Origin of the sequence: Klebsiella sp. A-Nf5, assembly GCF_002810545.1 — a bacterium.
Classification (GTDB): Bacteria; Pseudomonadota; Gammaproteobacteria; order Enterobacterales; family Enterobacteriaceae; genus Klebsiella; species Klebsiella variicola.
Genome location: NZ_PIOG01000184.1, coordinates 23,074 through 36,918, shown reverse-complemented (window position 1 = coordinate 36,918; position 13,845 = coordinate 23,074). Strand labels below are relative to the sequence as shown.

Annotated in this window: 14 protein-coding genes and 1 pseudogene; 8 read left to right on the top strand and 7 right to left on the bottom strand. The window is 58.6% G+C overall.

Annotated features, from left to right (window positions below; all coding sequences use genetic code 11):
- Positions 1–28 precede the first annotated feature (28 nt).
- A complete protein-coding gene (locus CWM53_RS19780) occupies positions 29–1,441 on the bottom strand; it encodes a PLP-dependent aminotransferase family protein (protein ID WP_100729604.1) in 1,413 nt (470 codons plus the stop codon).
- A 546-nt stretch (positions 1,442–1,987) separates the two neighbouring features.
- On the opposite strand from CWM53_RS19780, the gene CWM53_RS19775 reads away from it, so the two are divergent.
- The 5 genes and pseudogenes from CWM53_RS19775 (at position 1,988) to CWM53_RS19755 (ending at position 5,238) form a co-directional block, all read left to right on the top strand.
- Entirely contained in the window at positions 1,988–3,385 is a 1,398-nt protein-coding gene (locus CWM53_RS19775) for a cytochrome ubiquinol oxidase subunit I (protein WP_100729603.1), read from the top strand.
- On the top strand, positions 3,385–4,395 hold the full coding sequence (gene cydB, locus CWM53_RS19770) for a cytochrome d ubiquinol oxidase subunit II (protein ID WP_008804677.1): 1,011 nt from the start codon (positions 3,385–3,387) through the stop codon (positions 4,393–4,395). The genes CWM53_RS19775 and cydB overlap by 1 nt, the downstream gene beginning before the upstream one ends.
- Positions 4,395–4,520 (top strand): DUF2474 domain-containing protein, encoded by a 126-nt coding sequence (locus CWM53_RS19765; RefSeq protein ID WP_048271748.1) that lies wholly within the window; start codon positions 4,395–4,397, stop codon positions 4,518–4,520. The genes cydB and CWM53_RS19765 overlap by 1 nt, the downstream gene beginning before the upstream one ends.
- 95 nt (positions 4,521–4,615) lie before the next feature.
- A pseudogene (locus tag CWM53_RS19760) lies at positions 4,616–4,854 on the top strand (hypothetical protein).
- 150 nt (positions 4,855–5,004) lie between these two features.
- Positions 5,005–5,238 carry a DUF2554 family protein gene (locus CWM53_RS19755; protein WP_061154416.1) on the top strand — a complete coding sequence of 78 codons (234 nt, stop codon included), beginning with the start codon at positions 5,005–5,007 and terminating at the stop codon, positions 5,236–5,238.
- 12 nt (positions 5,239–5,250) lie between these two features.
- On the opposite strand, the gene CWM53_RS19750 is transcribed toward CWM53_RS19755, so the two are convergent.
- A complete protein-coding gene (locus tag CWM53_RS19750; RefSeq protein ID WP_100729601.1) occupies positions 5,251–7,212 on the bottom strand; it encodes a peptidase U32 family protein in 1,962 nt (653 codons plus the stop codon).
- 33 nt (positions 7,213–7,245) lie between these two features.
- On the opposite strand from CWM53_RS19750, the gene CWM53_RS19745 reads away from it, so the two are divergent.
- The gene (locus CWM53_RS19745) at positions 7,246–7,413 is read left to right on the top strand and encodes a hypothetical protein (RefSeq protein WP_165785099.1); all 168 of its coding nucleotides are present in this window, start codon (positions 7,246–7,248) and stop codon (positions 7,411–7,413) included.
- Positions 7,414–7,423: 10 nt separating this feature from the next.
- Here CWM53_RS19745 and CWM53_RS19740 read toward each other — a convergent pair whose 3' ends face one another.
- Complete coding sequence (locus tag CWM53_RS19740) at positions 7,424–7,993, bottom strand: helix-turn-helix domain-containing protein (protein ID WP_061154414.1); 570 nt, start codon at positions 7,991–7,993, stop codon at positions 7,424–7,426.
- Between the two features lie 174 nt (positions 7,994–8,167).
- Here CWM53_RS19740 and CWM53_RS19735 point away from each other — a divergent pair, with 174 nt between their 5' ends.
- Entirely contained in the window at positions 8,168–9,334 is a 1,167-nt protein-coding gene (locus tag CWM53_RS19735; protein WP_100675506.1) for a benzoate/H(+) symporter BenE family transporter, read from the top strand.
- On the opposite strand, the gene CWM53_RS19730 is transcribed toward CWM53_RS19735, so the two are convergent.
- Positions 9,311–10,180, bottom strand: a complete 870-nt coding sequence (locus tag CWM53_RS19730) for an AraC family transcriptional regulator (protein ID WP_100729600.1) — start codon at positions 10,178–10,180, stop codon at positions 9,311–9,313. The two genes, CWM53_RS19735 and CWM53_RS19730, sit on opposite strands and share 24 nt — an antisense overlap.
- A gap of 181 nt (positions 10,181–10,361) precedes the next feature.
- On the opposite strand from CWM53_RS19730, the gene CWM53_RS19725 reads away from it, so the two are divergent.
- Positions 10,362–11,258: a DMT family transporter gene (locus CWM53_RS19725; RefSeq protein WP_074385686.1), complete on the top strand. Its 897-nt coding sequence runs from the start codon at positions 10,362–10,364 to the stop codon at positions 11,256–11,258.
- Positions 11,259–11,309: 51 nt separating this feature from the next.
- Here the strand turns inward: CWM53_RS19725 and CWM53_RS19720 are convergent, their stop codons facing one another.
- The 3 genes from CWM53_RS19720 to tehA all read right to left on the bottom strand — a co-directional run bounded on the left by CWM53_RS19720 (position 11,310) and on the right by tehA (position 13,839).
- Positions 11,310–11,978, bottom strand: coding sequence for a DUF3313 domain-containing protein (locus CWM53_RS19720; RefSeq protein WP_061154410.1), 669 nt, complete (start codon positions 11,976–11,978; stop codon positions 11,310–11,312).
- A gap of 263 nt (positions 11,979–12,241) precedes the next feature.
- Positions 12,242–12,838 carry a tellurite resistance methyltransferase TehB gene (gene tehB, locus CWM53_RS19715; protein WP_100630572.1) on the bottom strand — a complete coding sequence of 199 codons (597 nt, stop codon included), beginning with the start codon at positions 12,836–12,838 and terminating at the stop codon, positions 12,242–12,244.
- Complete coding sequence (gene tehA / locus CWM53_RS19710) at positions 12,835–13,839, bottom strand: dicarboxylate transporter/tellurite-resistance protein TehA (RefSeq protein ID WP_100729599.1); 1,005 nt, start codon at positions 13,837–13,839, stop codon at positions 12,835–12,837. The genes tehB and tehA overlap by 4 nt, the downstream gene beginning before the upstream one ends.
- Between the last annotated feature and the right edge of the window lie 6 nt (positions 13,840–13,845).

Sequence of the window (13,845 nt, the reverse complement as noted above, 5' to 3'; positions counted from 1 at the left end):
TGATGGCGACGAAAAATAGCCTGAGTCGTCAGGTAAGCTGCTCACGAATAAGCTCACCCAGCCGCCTCACCCCCTGCTCTTCGCGTTCTCCCCAGCCCCAGGCGGTATTAAAACGGAAAAACGAGGTCCAGCTGGCGGAGGTGGAGAACATTTTTCCCGGGGCAATGCTGATGTGCGAGGCCAGCGCCCGGGCGCTTAGCTCACTGGCGTCGGCCCCTTCCGGCAGTTCAATCCACAGAAAGTAGCCGCTGTCGCTGTGGTGGATGATAACCTCTGGCGGCAGATGGCGCAGCAGCGCCTGCCAGGCCAGCTGTTTACGCTCCGCCAGCTGGCGGCGCAAACGGCGCAGGTGGGCGTCATAGCGCTTGGTAGACAGGTAATCCACCAGGGCTAGCTGCATCGGCGAGCTGGTGGAGAGCGTACTCATCAGCTGCAGTTGCTGGATCCGCCGCGCCTGTTTGCCAGCCGCCACCCAGCCGATACGAAACCCGGGCACCAGACATTTTGAAAACGAGCTGCAGTGCAGCGTCATATCCTGGTGATCCCAGTATTTCGCCGGTAACGGTTTCTCGCGACCAAAGTAAAGCTCGCTGTAGACATCATCTTCTATCAGCATCACGTTATAGCGCGCCAGCAGCGCCACCAGCGCCGCTTTTTTTTCGGCGCTAAGGGTGAAGCCGAGCGGGTTTTGTCCGTTAGTCATCAGCCAGCAGGCCTTGACCGGGTAATTTTGCAGGGCCGCTTCCAGCGCCGTCAGGTCAATGCCCTCTTTGACGTCGGTCGCCACCGACAGCGCCTTCAGGCGCAGCCTCTCCAGCGCCTGCAGGGCGCCGTAGAAACAAGGGTTTTCCACCACCACCCAGTCGCCCGGCTCGGTCACCGCCTGCAGGCTGAGGTTAAGCGCCTCCAGCGCCCCGGCGGTAATGACGATCTCGTCCGGCGAGATGTTCATCCCCTGCAGGGCATAGCGTCGGGCAATGGCGTGCCGCAGCTCCGCATTGCCCGGCGGCAGGTTCTCAATGACGCTCATGGCGGTGGCGGTTTTGCTCACCTGCGCCAGCGAGCGGTTAAGCTGCTGCAGCGGGAAGAGACGCGGGTCCGGAAAGGCCGAGGCAAAGGGTAGCATCGACGCCTGGCGGCTGGCCTGTAACACCTCAAAGATATAGGTATTGATATCGACAGCTTCATCGCGGGTCACCAGGGCAGGTGGCGACGGCTGCCGGAGCTTCACCGGCTGGGGGGCGACATAATAACCCGACTGTGGACGGGCGACGATGCGCCCCTGGCTTTCCAGCAGTTGATAGGCATGGCTGACGGTCATAAAGCTCATGCCGCTGCTGACCACCTGCTCGCGCAGCGACGGCAGCCGATCGCCAGGCAACCAGACGCCAAGCGCGATCTGTTCGGTCAGCTGCTGCGCCAGCTGTTGATACTTTTTCATTGCGGCCGTCCCCGTACGTTAACCTCCCTTTATCATATATCAGTTATAAAAAAATAATAGTTTCCTGTAACTGTTATACCTGAAGCGTCCACGTTGCCGCCGTCAGGACGAGACGGGTTTAAAATATCACCACCCAGAATAGCGAGATTAACGCAAACCAAAAGATAATCATCACGCCGAGCGTAATGCACAGACTCTGTAATCCTTTTTCAGACATTGGCATTCCCTTTTTTTATTATCCAGTGAATACAGTACGAACTGTCTAATGTCTCGACAATTTAATATTTTTTAATTCACTATTAACCGGCTCATCGGTTTTACTGATTCTCATACTAATGAATGAAAATAAATTAAGCCCAAAAGGGCTGTTAATCTCGACAGGATAAATACGGCTACCGTACGGCATCCGGAACCCCGGTTTGGCTGGAGGGTGAAAAATCATAACAGCGGCCAACTGTTATGATAAAAAATGGCCGGACTGCTTCTGCCCCCTTGCCTCTTCCCTGCCTAAAATTGCGCTGAATCAATTTTGTTGTGGAGTCCTGCATGTTCGGTCTTGATGCATTCCATCTTGCGCGAATTCAATTCGCCTTTACGGTCTCATTTCATATTATCTTTCCCGCCATCACCATTGGGCTGGCCAGCTACCTGGCGGTACTCGAAGGCCTGTGGCTGAAAAGCAAAAATCCCACCTGGCGCTCGCTGTACCACTTCTGGTCAAAAATCTTCGCCGTCAACTTCGGCATGGGGGTGGTTTCCGGGCTGGTGATGGCCTATCAGTTCGGCACCAACTGGAGCGGTTTCTCTCAGTTCGCGGGCAGCATTACCGGCCCCCTGCTGACCTATGAAGTCCTGACAGCGTTCTTTCTGGAAGCAGGCTTTCTCGGAGTGATGCTCTTCGGCTGGAACCGCGTGGGGCCGGGGCTGCACTTTTTCGCCACCTGTATGGTGGCGCTGGGCACCATCATCTCGACCTTCTGGATCCTCGCCTCTAACAGCTGGATGCAGACCCCGCAAGGGTTTGAGATCGTCGATGGCCAGGTGGTGCCCGTCGACTGGCTGGCGGTGATCTTTAACCCGTCATTCCCCTACCGCTTACTGCATATGACAGTGGCGGCGTTTCTCAGTAGCGCGCTGTTTGTCGGCGCCTCGGCGGCCTGGCATCTGCTGCGCGGCAATCAGTCGCCGGCGATCCGTAAGATGTTCTCTATGGCGCTCTGGATGACGCTGCTGGTTGCCCCCGTCCAGGCGCTGATCGGCGATATGCATGGTCTGAATACCCTGAAACACCAGCCGGCGAAAATAGCCGCCATTGAGGGCCACTGGGAAAACCCGCCGGGCGAGCCAACGCCGTTGCTGCTGTTTGGCTGGCCTGATATGGCGCAGGAGCGCACCCGCTACGGGCTTGAGATCCCGGCCCTGGGCAGCCTGATCCTCACCCACAGCCTTGATAAACAGGTGCCGGCGTTGAAAGAGTTCGCTCCTGAGGATCGCCCGAACGCTACCGTGGTGTTCTGGTCGTTTCGCCTGATGGCCGGTCTTGGCATGCTGATGCTCCTGCTCGGCGTACTGGCCCTGTGGCTGCGTCGCGGCGGCCGACTGTACCATTCACGGCCCTTTCTGCGTTTTGCGCTGTGGATGGGCCCTTCAGGACTGATTGCTATTCTCGCTGGCTGGGTGACCACCGAAGTGGGCCGTCAGCCATGGGTGGTGTATGGCGTTCAGCGCACTGCAGACGCCGTTTCCGCTCACGGTGACCTGCATATGTCGGTCAGTTTATTGACCTTTATCGTGGTCTACAGCGCCGTCTTCGGCGTCGGCTACAGCTATATGCTGCGTCTGATCCGCAAGGGGCCGCAGGAGGTGCAGCCCGCGACAACCGGTACGCCAGCCCGCCCACTGTCCGCCGCCACTGAAGGTTATCTGCAGAAGGAGTCCCGCTAATGGGTATCGAATTATCGGTGATCTGGTTCGTGATTATCGTCTTTGCCACGCTGATGTACATCGTCATGGATGGCTTTGATCTGGGCATCGGCATGCTGTTTGGCACCGTACGGGGCAGCACCGAGCGTGACGTGATGGTCAACAGCGTCGCCCCGGTGTGGGATGGCAATGAGACCTGGCTGGTACTGGGCGGCGCCGGTCTGTTTGGCGCTTTTCCCCTCGCCTACGCGGTGATAATCGACGCCCTGTCGATCCCCCTGACCCTGATGCTGATCGGCCTGATTTTTCGCGGCGTCGCCTTTGAGTTTCGCTTCCAGGCCACACCGTCGCACCGGCCCTTCTGGGATCGCGCCTTTTTTGGCGGTTCCTTGCTGGCGACCTTCAGCCAGGGCGTGGTGGTCGGGGCGGTGATCAATGGTTTCACCGTCAGCGGTCGCGCCTTCAGCGGCGGCATGTTTGACTGGCTGACCCCGTTCAGCCTGTTTTGCGGACTCGGGCTGTGCGTGGCCTATGCGCTGCTCGGCGCCACCTGGCTGGTGATGAAAAGCGAAGGCGCGCTGCAGCAGCGGATGCGCAGCGCATCGCGGCAGCTGCTGGTTGCCCTGCTGGCGGTGTTTGCCGTCATCAGCCTGTGGACTCCGCTGGCGCACCCGGCAATTGCCGCCCGCTGGTTCAGCCTGCCGAATCTCTATTTCCTGCTGCCGGTGCCGCTGCTGGTGATCCTTATCAGCGGCTGGCTGTGGCGCACGCTGCATCAGCGCGACCGCCATGTTTCGCCCTTCACGCTGACGCTGGGCCTGGTCTTTCTCGGCTTTAGCGGACTGGGGATAAGCATCTGGCCGCATATTATCCCGCCGGCCATCACGCTGTGGCAGGCTGCCGCACCCCCGCAAAGCCAGGGCTTTATGCTGGTGGGCGCACTGCTGATTATTCCGGTCATTCTTGGCTACACCTGCTGGAGCTATTACGTGTTCCGCGGCAAAGTTCAGCCTGGGGAGGGATATCACTGATGCATACTGCCTGGCCTAAACGTCTGCTGTGGCTGATCGCGATCTGGGGAGGCAGCGTACTGACGCTGGCCGCCATCAGCCTGTTGTTTCGCCTGCTGATGACCGCCGCAGGGCTAAAAGTCTGAGTGGGATGCAGAGAAGTCCGAAAAGGGACTTCTCCATCTTATCTTCACTTTTGCCTGATGAAATACGGCGATACATCAGAAGAAAGGATATTGCTATGAAGAAGTTAGCTTTACTCTCTGCCGTAATGACACTGGGAATATCGTCATGGGCTTTCGCTGCCGACAACCCGCCGCCGCCGCCAGAAAAAGGCGCGCTGCATCAGGGTAAACCGCCGGCGAAAAACGGCCAACACGATGGTAAGCAAGCGCAACACAACGGCAAACAGCCGCAGCGTGACGGCAAGCAGCCGCAGGCGGCGATCACAGCGGGAAACCGCTGCCGCCAAAAGCGTAATCCCTCAGGCCTGGCCTTCTGCGCCAGGCTTTTTTTCACTGTCCTTCAGCCACCGTTGACAAAATCTTGCCCTTCTTTGAGAAGCCGAGAAAAAAACCTGCACAGCGCCTGGCATAGTAAGCCCACGCCATTGATTCGCAGAGAAAAGGTATGTTGAGGAGAAGCATGAGCGCGCTGCTGTTGCTGTGCGCGCTTTTTTCAGGACATCTGCTGGCCCATCGTCAGGGGCACGATTACTTTCCGGTACAAAGCCTCGAACAGCAGCTGCTGCACGAGGCGGACAGCGATGAGCTTCGCAGTCAGTGCGAGGAGGCTGCCGCCGACCTGCGCGAGCATCACCGCTGGCAGGATGCGCGCAAACCGCGGGCGCCTCACTGCCAGTAGCGTCGTGCTGGATCAGGCCCCTTTGCGTTTCGGCAGGGTCTTCATCAGCTCATCCGGGCTGACGGAGGCGACGATGCTCCCGGGAAGCGGCATTTTGAGGATGTGATTTTTAATCTTCCCGACGACATGCATTTCGCACGGGCGACAGTCAAATTTCAGGGTCAGCACTTCATCGCCGTGGATCAACTGCATCGGCGTGGCTTTCCAGCTCTTGATGGAGCCTTTCGCCTGTTTCGGACAGAGGTTGAAGGCAAACCGCAGACAATGTTTGGTGATCATCACCGGCACATCGCCCTTCTCTTCGTGCGCTTCATAGGCGGCGTCAATCAGTTGTACGCCATAGCGCTGGTAAAAGGCCCGCGCCTTATGGTTATAGACGTTGGCGAGGAAGGAGAGATGGGTTTCCGGATAGACCGGCGGCGGTACGGAGACCGGCTTGCGGGTGCCGCGTTGCCAGGCGTTGAGGCGCGCTTCATCGAGCATTTCAGCCGTTTCACGACGCAGCTGGTTGAGCAGGCTGTTGGGGACAAACAGCGGCGGCAGGTTGACCTGCACCTCGCGCGGGTAGTAAATGGACTGCCCCAGTTTTGTGACACCGTCACGCAAATTGGCCAGCGCTTTTTCTGCCTGGTTGGCTTCGGCGAACTCCCCGTCGAGTGTATGGGTCACGCTAACGCCATCTTCACAGGTCATGGTCAGAACCAGCTGTTCCTGCCAGCCGCTCAGCGTAACGTCCACGGCGATGCGGCGTTCGCTGGAGGTCTTCAGCAGCGCCTGCTGCCAGTTGTGATCGAGGTTACGGTTAAGCGCCTGGTGCGGACGCGCTTTGTGCAGATCCGCCGGCATCTCGTTCGGCCACACCCGATAGCGATTTTCGCCGGTTTTCTCCACGGTATTGGCACGGAAGCCCACCACTTCACGCTTGATCATCACGTTAAGGCCATCGCCGTTGGTTAACGGTTCGCTCACTTCGACATCAAGATGGTCTTTACCCACCTTCAAGACTTCGCCCACCGGCAGCCCGATAAATTTCGGCGAATCAAAGGCGCCGATGTCGCCTTTACGGGCATTGACGAAGTAATCGGTGCTGCCGCGGTGGAAGGTTTTATCGGTAGACGGAATAAAAAAGTGCTCGGTGCGCCCTGCCGAGGCGCGCGCCAGGTCGCCGCGGTCTTCGATAATGGCATCCAGCATTTGACGGTAGTGCGCAGTGATGTTTTTCACATAACTCATGTCTTTGTAACGGCCTTCAATTTTGAAGGAACGTACCCCGGCGTCGATCAGCGCCGCCAGGTTGGCGGTCTGATCGTTGTCCTTCATCGACAGGAGATGTTTTTCATAGGCCACCACCCGTCCCTGATCGTCTTTCAGAGTATACGGCAGGCGGCAAGCCTGCGAGCAGTCGCCCCGGTTGGCGCTACGTCCGGTCTGGGCGTGCGAAATGTTGCACTGACCGGAATAAGCCACGCACAGCGCGCCATGAATAAAGAATTCAATGGTCGCGTCGGTATGATCGTAAATGGCTTTGATCTGACTGAGATTCAGTTCACGCGCCAGCACGATCTGGCTGAAGCCAGCGTCGGAGAGAAATTTCGCTTTTTCCACGCTGCGGATATCGCACTGGGTGCTGGCGTGCAGCTCAATCGGCGGCAGATCCAGCTCCATGATCCCCATATCCTGCACAATCAGCGCATCAACGCCCGCCTCATAAAGATCGGTAATCAGCCGCTGCGCCGGCTCCAGCTCATCATCATGCAGAATGGTGTTCAGCGTAACAAAGATTTTGGCGCCATAGCGATGGGCAAAAGGCACCAGACCGGCGATGTCGCTCAGGCTGTTGCTGGCATTGTGACGAGCGCCAAAGTCAGGCCCACCGATATAAACGGCGTCGGCGCCGTGGAGGATCGCTTCGCGAGCGATACCGGCGTCGCGGGCAGGACTAAGAAGTTCAAGACGATGATTGTGCAGGCGCATACGCGTGTTGTTATCCAGTATAAGGGGGTCGAAATGGCGGCTATTGTAGTCAGAACCGGGCACAGACGAAAACCTTTTCCACCACCGCGCGACGACGAATTTTCATTTTTCAGCAAAGTATTGATGGAAAAGATAGTTCCTTCACATCCTCGCGCAGCGTACTGTCATCACGTATTCCGGATTTTCCTCGTCACGTTGTGAGTGGTTATCATCAGTCATCTTGTCTGGCCGCGGGTTCGCCCGCGGTTTTTTCTTTTGGATAATGGATAAGTGAATGGAAATGGGCCGCCTGAACGCCGCGGTTACGATACGCATGCGCCTCATCGCCGGCGAAGCGCCGTCCCTCACCTGGCTGCAGTAAATGCCACTCCCCCTGTAAACAGAGATCCAGGGCGCCGCTAATCACCACCACATGTTCAATCACCCCTCTCTCATGCGGCGTCGATTCGCTCAACGCGCCGGGGGCAAGGGTTATCGAAAAATGGTCAAAGCGCAGCTCCGGATCCCACGGGAAGACCGGGGTCACCACCATCGCCTGCTGCTGCGGATCAAAAGCGGAAGGCGCCGCGCTGGCGTCCGGAACGATAAACGCCGAAAACGGCACGTTCAACCCGGTAGCAATCTTCCACAGCGTCGCCACCGTCGGGCTCGATTCATTACGCTCAATCTGCCCCAGCATGGCTTTCGACACCCCCGTCTCTTCTGCCAGACGCGACAAGCTCCAGCCACGCTGCTGGCGCAGGGTTTTGAGCGTTGCCGCCAGATGTTGCGCAATATTCATCCTACCTCCTGACTTATACAGGCAAGAGTATATCCCCATTTGCCTGATTCTACAGGGCGTTTCTCGGCATATCACCGATGAGGACAGCTGTCTTACGCTCTCCACACCCGCACCTTGTGCGCTATAACGCACAGTGATAGAGTATTTGTATGTTATAACGCACAAGAGAACCCTATGCGCTCGTTTACCCTTCCTCTTCCCACGCTGTTGGCGGGTTTCGTCGCTGTACTGGTGGGCTACGCCAGTTCAGCCGCCATTATCTGGCAGGCTGCTGCGTCTGCTGGCGCTACCCCCGGGCAGATCGCCGGCTGGATGACGGCCCTTGGCCTCGCTATGGGTATCAGCACCCTTGCGCTGAGCGGCTGGCGTAAAGTTCCTGTGCTCACCGCCTGGTCAACGCCGGGCGCCGCGCTGCTGGTCAGCGGTCTACAAGGAGTCACCCTCGCCGAGGCCGTGGGGGTATTTATCTTCGCCAACGCGCTGATCGTCCTTTGCGGCGTGACGGGCCTGTTTGCCCGGCTGATGAAGATCATTCCCCATTCGCTGGCCGCCGCGATGCTGGCCGGGATCCTGCTGCGTTTCGGTTTGCAGGCCTTCGCCGGCTTGCAGGACCATCTGCTGCTGTGCGGCGGCATGCTCGCCGCCTGGCTTCTCTGTAAAGCGCTGTGGCCCCGCTTCGCGGTAGTCGCCGCGCTGGTGGTGGGGGCGCTGATCGCGGCGGCCTCCGGGGACGTCGCCAGGACGGCCGTACCGCTGGCCTTCGCGGCACCGGAGTGGATCGCGCCGCAGTTTACCCCGGCGCTGCTGCTCAGCGTCGGCCTGCCGTTTTTCCTCGTCACCATGGCCTCGCAGAACGCCCCCGGGTTCGCCACCCTGCAGGCATCTGGCTACACCGTACCGGTGTCGGCACTGCTCGTCGTCTGTGGAGGACTGGCGCTATTGCTGGCGCCGTTTGGGGTGTATTCCCTCTGCATCGCGGCGATCACCGCCGCGATTTGCCAGAGTCCGGAAGCGCATCCGGATCCGCAACAGCGCTGGCTGGCGGCCATGGCGGCAGGCGGTTTTTATCTGCTGGCCGGTCTGTTTGGCGGGTCGATCACCGCTCTGATGTCGGCCTTACCGACGGCGTGGATCCAGATGCTGGCCGGCCTGGCGCTGCTCGGCACCATCGGCGGCAGCCTTTTTCAGGCGGTACATCAGGCCAGTGAACGCGATGCGGCGGTGCTGACCTTCCTGATCACCGCCAGCGGTGTGACGCTGGCAGGAATTGGGTCGGCCTTCTGGGGCGTGGTGCTCGGTGGGGTGAGCTACGGCGTCTTATCCGCGCTGCGCCGCCCGTAGCTGGGACGGCGTCAGGCCGGTGGCGGCTTTGACCCGATGGCTGAAATGGCTGGCGGAGCTGAAGCCGCAGGCCAGCGCAATCTCGGTTAACGCCAGCGCGCTGTGGCAGAGCAGATTTTGCGCTTTCGCCATTCGCCGTTGCATGACGTATTGATGCGGGGCAATATTCAGCGACTGGCGGAACATGCGAGCAAAATGGAATTCACTCAGTCCCGCCTGCTGCGCCAGGTCGGCCAGGGTCAGCGGTTGATCGAGGTGGGCATCGATCCAGGCCAGCACGTGACGCTTTACGCCCGGCGCCAGCCCTCCGGTGACCGTCGGCAAACGCCACTGTACGGTGGAATAGTGCTGGATAAGATGGGTGAGCAATAAGCTGCTCGCGGCGCTGAGGGTCAACTGGTTCGCCGGCTGTCGCCAGTCATTGGCCAGCAAAAACTGGCGGTACACCGCGGTGATTTTGTCATCTCTGGCGAAGGTTTTTTCCTGCAGAGTGAAGTTTGCCGGGCTACGATCCCACACCTCTTCGCCGACGCGGCGCAGATGCTCATCGGTACAGTAGAGATGCACAAACGACAGATCGCCGCGGATATCCCAGACGCTCTCATCGCCTTTCGGCATCAGACAAAAGCGATCCGGGCCGCCGCCATTTTTCCAGCCGTGCGGCGTCTTTTGATAGCTTTCATAGCCATCGGCGACGTACAGGCTTAACGTATGGTGATCGCTGCGCACCGTCACGGTATCGCAATTGTTGTACCAGGCGGCCAGTTGAATACCGGAATTCAGCTCCACCGTGCCCCGCAGCACCGCGTTCTGTCGCCGTAATGTTTCAAACGTCCCGTAACCCATCGCCTTCACGCATCTGCCCGTAAAAGCTCTAGTTTAGGGAGACTCCGGCGCGGTTTCCAGTCCTCACCGCAGGCGAATGACAAATAAGCGCAAGAATTTGCAAGCCGACAACAAGCGGGTGAAAGCTGCCGGTTGCGACAGGCGGCATACTCCTCCCTTCAACAGGCAGAGGAGAGTCAGGGTGAACGCATTACTTTATGCACTCGTTGTCGTTATCTGGGGAACGACGTGGATTGCGATTTTTTTACAACAGGGGCCGGTGGCGGCGCCGGTATCTATTTTCTGGCGTTTCGCCGTGGCCAGCGTCACGATGCTGGCAGTTCTGCTTGTCACGCGACGGCTGCGGCCGCTGCGCGCGAAAGATCACCTCTGCTGCCTGCTGCAGGGTTGCTGCGTTTTCTGCTTTAATTTCTGGTGTTTTTACACGGCCGCGGCCTGGATCAATACCGGGCTGGAATCGGTTATCTTTTCCATGGCGGTGCTGTTTAACGCCATTAACAGCTTCCTTTTTTTCCGCCAGCAGCCGCCAGGCCGCTTCTGGGCCGCCGCCGCGCTGGGTTTGGCCGGTATTGTCACGCTGTTCTGGGATGACTTGCTGGCCAACGGGCTGAACGCCTCGCTGCTGTGGGGGATCGGTCTGAGCGCCCTGGGCACCTACGGCTTTTCACTGGGCAATATGTTCAGCATTCGCCACCAGCGGCGAGGGCTGGAAACCCTGACCACAAACAGTTGGGCGATGCTCTACGGCACGCTGGTGATGGGCGCTATCGCCCTGCTACGTGGCGATAACTTTACGCCGGAGTGGACCGTCAGCTACCTTGGCGCCCTGCTTTATCTGGCGCTGTTCGGCTCAGTGATCGCCTTCGGGGCCTATTTCACTCTCGTGGGGCGCATCGGCGCCAGCAAAGCCGCGTACAGTACGCTGCTGTTTCCGCTGGTGGCGTTATCCATTTCCACCGTCTATGAAGGGTATATCTGGCACAGCAACGCCGTTATCGGGCTGGCGCTGATCCTGCTGGGTAACCTGGTGATGTTTGCCAAACCGGAACAGCTGCTGCTGCGTCGCAAGCTGGCCTGAGAAGGCGATGGCAGGGAGAACAGCGCCGTCGGTCAGACGGCGCTGGTGCGATTAACGCTGAGAAGGGTCAAATTTGACGGCGTCCACTGCCATATCATCGATCACCTGCTTCAGGGTATCGACGGTCAGCGGCGTGTTTTCATTAGCCAGGGTTTTGCCTTCCCCTTTACGAACAACCTTGATCACCGGCTTGTTCGTGCTGGCGTCGATCAGCTCGGCTTCAAAATAGAGGTCGGTGTCCATAGTACGATGGCCAGTGGCGGCCTGGGTACCCGCAACAATCATGGCGACCGGGATCACTTCATAGAACTGCAGTCCCTCTTTGCTGGAGTCCACACCGGTGATCGCGCCACGGAAGATGAGGCTGCGTTTGTCGGCGGTAGTGGCCAGCGGTTTACGCTCCGAAATAGCCTGTTTCAGTTCTTTGTTGGTGTAATTCAGAATATCCTGCAGCGCCTTTTCCCCTACCTGGGTGGTCGGTTTCGGGACGGGATAATAGGTTACCGGATGGTACACGACGTTATCGTAGTTGGCCGGATTGTAGTTTGGATCGATCCAGCGCAGCTCAGGCTTGCCGGAGGCGGAGGTCGTTTCTTTCAGGTTGGAATAATCTTTTAAGAAGCCCGAATACTGATTCGGTTGCGCCACCTTCGACGCACAGCCGGTCAACGCTAACATCCCCGCCAGAGCGGCGACTTTCAATAACACGCGAGTACGCATAGAGAGATCCCTGTAAATGCAGTTTTTTTTCGGCAGACGTTATAGCAAATAAGACCCACTAGTTTTGTGACAAAAAATGGGCTTCGTCAAGGAAGATTTACAAATATTGATAGGATGAACATTACGTTATTAAATAATCACTTAAAACAGGCAGAAGCCTGCATTTTATCCCTCTTTTTTACGGGGAGTTCCTCGCTTATTTTCCCTGCTCTTCACCTTACTACGCGGCGCGGGCCATGCTCAGCTTCCCACGCCGCCGCGTATCAGGCAGGCTTGCGCGCCAACAGGGTGGCGAAGCGCAATTTGATGCGATTGCCGTTGGCGTCGGTGCGATGCAGCTCGCCGACGTCCTCATTGTATTTCAGCAGCTCCCAGCCCTGGTAATATTCACGAAGCTCATCGGGTTTAAAGGCAAACGGAAAGCCGACGGTGCAGGGATAGTCTTCGGTATCCATCGCCGCCACAATCAGGTTATAGCCGCCGGCGGCGGTGCAGCGCTGCATATTGGCGATCAGGCCCGGGATGGTGTCAGGCTCCAGGAACATCATCACCACGGTGGAGAGGATCAGGTCATATTCGCCATCAAAGGTCAGGCTATTGAGGTCTGTTACCGCGGTGCGGAGATTTTCCAGCGCCTCGGCAGCGCGAATACTTTCCAGATTATTGATACTCATCGGATTTTTATCCCACGCCGTCACCGTGAATCCGTTCGCCGCCAGATAAAGACTGTTACGCCCGTTGCCACAGCCCAGATCCAGCGCCCGCCCCGGCGGCACCACCGTCGCAGCATGCAGCACCTCGGAATGGGTGCGAGTCAGGCCATATTTTTCACAAAAATAATCCGCGTCACGCGTTGTCATGATCTTTCCTTCTCATTCAGGAGTGTTTCCCGGTCGACCTGTACCAGCAGTTTCCCGCTCACCAACAGCAAAATTGTGCGCAGTAACAGCAGGCCGACAACCAGATTGCTAAAAATAAACAGCTGCATTGCCAGATGGTGAAAAAAGCCGTCCGCCCTGGCCTGGCCGAGATGCAGGCCGGTGGTGGCCAGTGCGGAAATACCGAACGAGAAGCTCCAGAAGGAAGCATTGAACGGCTGGCGAAGATACCAGGGCATCAGGCGCAGCATAAACAGCAACTGCAGCAGGCCGTAACCAAACAGCAGCTTCGCGAAGGTATCCGCTTCCCCGCCGTTGACGCTGAGCCAGGCGCTGCAGGCCACCAGCGCAGGCGCCAGTTGGATCCCCAGCGAGGTGCGCAGCGGCGTCGGCAGTTCGCCCGCACTGCGCAAACGCTGGAGGATGGCCGGCTCGAGGCTCAGCCAGGAGAAGACCCCGGCGCCGAGGAACACCAGCCCGGCGTCGGTAAACCCCAGCGCGCCGCAGGCCATCGCGCTGATGAAATTATTGGCCACCGTCGGCAGATAGAGTCCCGGCGTGGTGGCCTCGTGAGGATGCGTCCCCCGCCACAGCCCGGCACTTTGCCAGGCGGCATAGGCAAGCTGCAGCGCCACCCCCGGCACAAACAATCCCAGCGCCAGCGGCCGCCACCATGGCACCAGCCCGATCGCCACCAGCAGCGTGGTGGCCGGAAACAGGCTGACAAAGCTGCTGCTGACCGGATGGCGCATCTCTCGTAGCACGCTCGCCGGAAAACGAATCGCCCGGCTGATAAACGCCATGCTGAGCAGCGCCCACATCGCTATCGCCAGCGTCACCAGCCCCTCGCCGATGCTGCGGCTAACCGGCCAGAGCGTGCTGGCGTAGCGCCAGGCGAAGCCCATTCCGATGGTGCCGAGCACCATACCAAAGTAGCCTGCCGGCAGGTTCAGCACCTGCCGCGGCGTTTGCTTACTCTTCATTTTGTT

Coding starts and splice junctions, on each gene's coding strand:
- CWM53_RS19780 (WP_100729604.1), bottom strand. CDS start 1,441: ATGAAAAAGTATCAACAGCTGGCGCAGCAGCTGACCGAACAGATCGCG.
- CWM53_RS19775 (WP_100729603.1), top strand. CDS start 1,988: ATGTTCGGTCTTGATGCATTCCATCTTGCGCGAATTCAATTCGCCTTT.
- cydB (WP_008804677.1), top strand. CDS start 3,385: ATGGGTATCGAATTATCGGTGATCTGGTTCGTGATTATCGTCTTTGCC.
- CWM53_RS19765 (WP_048271748.1), top strand. CDS start 4,395: ATGCATACTGCCTGGCCTAAACGTCTGCTGTGGCTGATCGCGATCTGG.
- CWM53_RS19755 (WP_061154416.1), top strand. CDS start 5,005: ATGTTGAGGAGAAGCATGAGCGCGCTGCTGTTGCTGTGCGCGCTTTTT.
- CWM53_RS19750 (WP_100729601.1), bottom strand. CDS start 7,212: ATGCGCCTGCACAATCATCGTCTTGAACTTCTTAGTCCTGCCCGCGAC.
- CWM53_RS19745 (WP_165785099.1), top strand. CDS start 7,246: ATGGCGGCTATTGTAGTCAGAACCGGGCACAGACGAAAACCTTTTCCA.
- CWM53_RS19740 (WP_061154414.1), bottom strand. CDS start 7,993: ATGAATATTGCGCAACATCTGGCGGCAACGCTCAAAACCCTGCGCCAG.
- CWM53_RS19735 (WP_100675506.1), top strand. CDS start 8,168: ATGCGCTCGTTTACCCTTCCTCTTCCCACGCTGTTGGCGGGTTTCGTC.
- CWM53_RS19730 (WP_100729600.1), bottom strand. CDS start 10,180: ATGGGTTACGGGACGTTTGAAACATTACGGCGACAGAACGCGGTGCTG.
- CWM53_RS19720 (WP_061154410.1), bottom strand. CDS start 11,978: ATGCGTACTCGCGTGTTATTGAAAGTCGCCGCTCTGGCGGGGATGTTA.
- tehB (WP_100630572.1), bottom strand. CDS start 12,838: ATGACAACGCGTGACGCGGATTATTTTTGTGAAAAATATGGCCTGACT.
- tehA (WP_100729599.1), bottom strand. CDS start 13,839: ATGAAGAGTAAGCAAACGCCGCGGCAGGTGCTGAACCTGCCGGCAGGC.